3 protein-coding genes are annotated in these 2,122 nt (G+C 60.7%); all 3 read left to right on the forward strand.

Going from position 1 to position 2,122, the window contains the following annotated elements:
- Nucleotides 1-514 (forward strand): amino acid ABC transporter permease (locus EN935_RS32725; RefSeq protein ID WP_164771557.1); only part of this gene is annotated, 514 nt, incomplete at its 5' end.
- A gap of 24 nt (nucleotides 515-538) precedes the next feature.
- Entirely contained in the window at nucleotides 539-1,342 is an 804-nt protein-coding gene (locus EN935_RS32730; protein WP_023761950.1) for an amino acid ABC transporter ATP-binding protein, read from the forward strand.
- 115 nt (nucleotides 1,343-1,457) lie between these two features.
- On the forward strand, nucleotides 1,458-2,122 hold a 665-nt coding region (locus EN935_RS32735), incomplete at its 3' end, for a TIGR02117 family protein (protein WP_127374062.1).

Here is a 2,122-nt window from a genome sequence, read left to right on the forward strand (position 1 = left end):
CATCGAGACGGTGCGCGGCATCCCGCTGATCACCGTGTTGTTCTTTGCCAGCGTCATGCTGCCGCTGTTCCTGCCGGAGGGCGTCAGCTTCGACAAGTTCCTGCGCGCGCTGATCGGCGTGTCGCTGTTTGCCGCCGCCTATATGGCTGAAGTGGTGCGCGGCGGCCTGCAGGCGATCCCCAAGGGGCAGTATGAAGGTGCCGATTCGCTCGGTCTCGGCTACTGGCAGAAGATGTATTTCATCGTCATGCCGCAGGCACTGAAATTGGTCATCCCGGGCATCGTCAACACCTTCATAGGCATGTTCAAGGACACCAGCCTGGTCATCATCATCTCGATGTTCGACCTGCTCGGCATCGTGAAGCAGAACTTCTCCGACCCAAACTGGGCAACGGCGCAGACCGCCAGGTCCGGTCTTATCTTCGCGGCCTTCGTCTTCTGGCTGTTCTGCTTCGGCATGTCGCGCTATTCAATGTTCACCGAACGCCGGCTCGACACCGGCCACAAACGCTAAACAAAAGAACAAGGGGATCCCGTCATGGCCACCGAAAATGCCGTCAGCGCGGAAGAGATCAAGGTCAACGCCGCCAAGATGCAGATTTCCACCACCGATGTCGCCATCGACATCATCGCCATGCACAAATGGTATGGTGAATTCCACGTGCTCAAGGACATCAATCTGAAAGTGATGCGCGGCGAGCGCATCGTCATCTGTGGCCCTTCGGGCTCCGGCAAATCGACGATGATCCGCTGCATCAACCGCCTGGAAGAGCACCAGAAGGGCAAGATCATCGTCGACGGCAAGGAACTGACCAACGATCTCAAGAAGATCGACGAGGTGCGCCGCGAGGTCGGCATGGTGTTCCAGCACTTCAACCTGTTCCCGCATCTGACCATCCTGGAGAACTGCACGCTGGCGCCGATCTGGGTGCGCAAGACGCCAAAGAAGCAGGCCGAGGAAATCGCCATGCATTTCCTCAAGCGCGTCAAGATCCCGGAACAGGCGCACAAATATCCCGGCCAGTTGTCCGGCGGCCAGCAGCAGCGCGTGGCGATCGCCCGCTCGCTGTGCATGAACCCGCGTATCATGCTGTTCGACGAGCCGACCTCGGCGCTCGATCCGGAAATGATCAAGGAAGTGCTGGAGACGATGGTCGGTCTGGCCGAAGAAGGCATGACCATGCTGTGCGTCACCCACGAGATGGGCTTTGCCCGCAAGGTCGCCAACCGCGTCATCTTCATGGATCAGGGCCAGATCGTTGAACAGAACACGCCGGCCGAGTTCTTCGACCACCCGCGCCACGAGCGCACGAAGCTGTTCCTGTCGCAGATCCTGCACTAGGCCTTCGACGGCCACGGGGAGCCCGGCTGAAACACTGCCGGGCTCTTTTGCGTATGGATGAGCAGGAGGCGGGCGATTTGTGTCGCGCCGGAGCGCGTCTGCAGGGCCGCCATTCATGAAAAGACTGGGACGTTTTCTTGGCCTTGTTTTGATTGGGGCTATGCTCGCCGTCGTGCTGGGTACTTTCGTACCGCGACCACTCTGGCAAGCAATCGCCGACAGGCCCGCCACGGCGCACCACATCCTGGTGCTGAAGAACGCCATCCACACGGACATCGCCATTCCGGTCGATGGTAGCGTGCGCCAGCGCTTCCACTTCCTGGTCGACGCCGGCATACCGGCCGACAGTCCGGAGGTCCGCTACATTGTCTTCGGCTGGGGCGGCCGCGCTTTCTACCTGGAGACGCCGACATGGTCTGAGTTGAAGGCGGTGCCGGTGATGAAGGCGCTGACCATCGATGCTTCGGTCATGCATGTCGATGTCGCCGGTGACATCGTCGAATCGCGCCCGGACGTCGCGGGGTTCGACATCGGTGAGGATCGGTTCGCGGCGCTGCTCGATTTCATCGATGCGAGTTTCCAGCGGGGGCCGAAGGGTCCGATCCTTGTTCCGGATGCGGCCTATTCCAGGTTCGACGGCTTCTACGAAGCCAATGGCCATTTCAACGCACTGGTCGGCTGCAACACCTGGACGGCGGCCGCCTTGCGCACCGCCGGCCTGCGCACTGGCTGGTGGAACCCGCTGCCTGTATCGCTTGGCCTGTCGATGCGGCTGTATAA

The organism is Mesorhizobium sp. M7D.F.Ca.US.004.03.1.1, from assembly GCF_003998635.1.
GTDB classification, from domain to species: domain Bacteria; phylum Pseudomonadota; class Alphaproteobacteria; order Rhizobiales; family Rhizobiaceae; genus Mesorhizobium; species Mesorhizobium loti.

Coding starts and splice junctions, on each gene's coding strand:
- EN935_RS32730 (WP_023761950.1), top strand. CDS start 539: ATGGCCACCGAAAATGCCGTCAGCGCGGAAGAGATCAAGGTCAACGCC.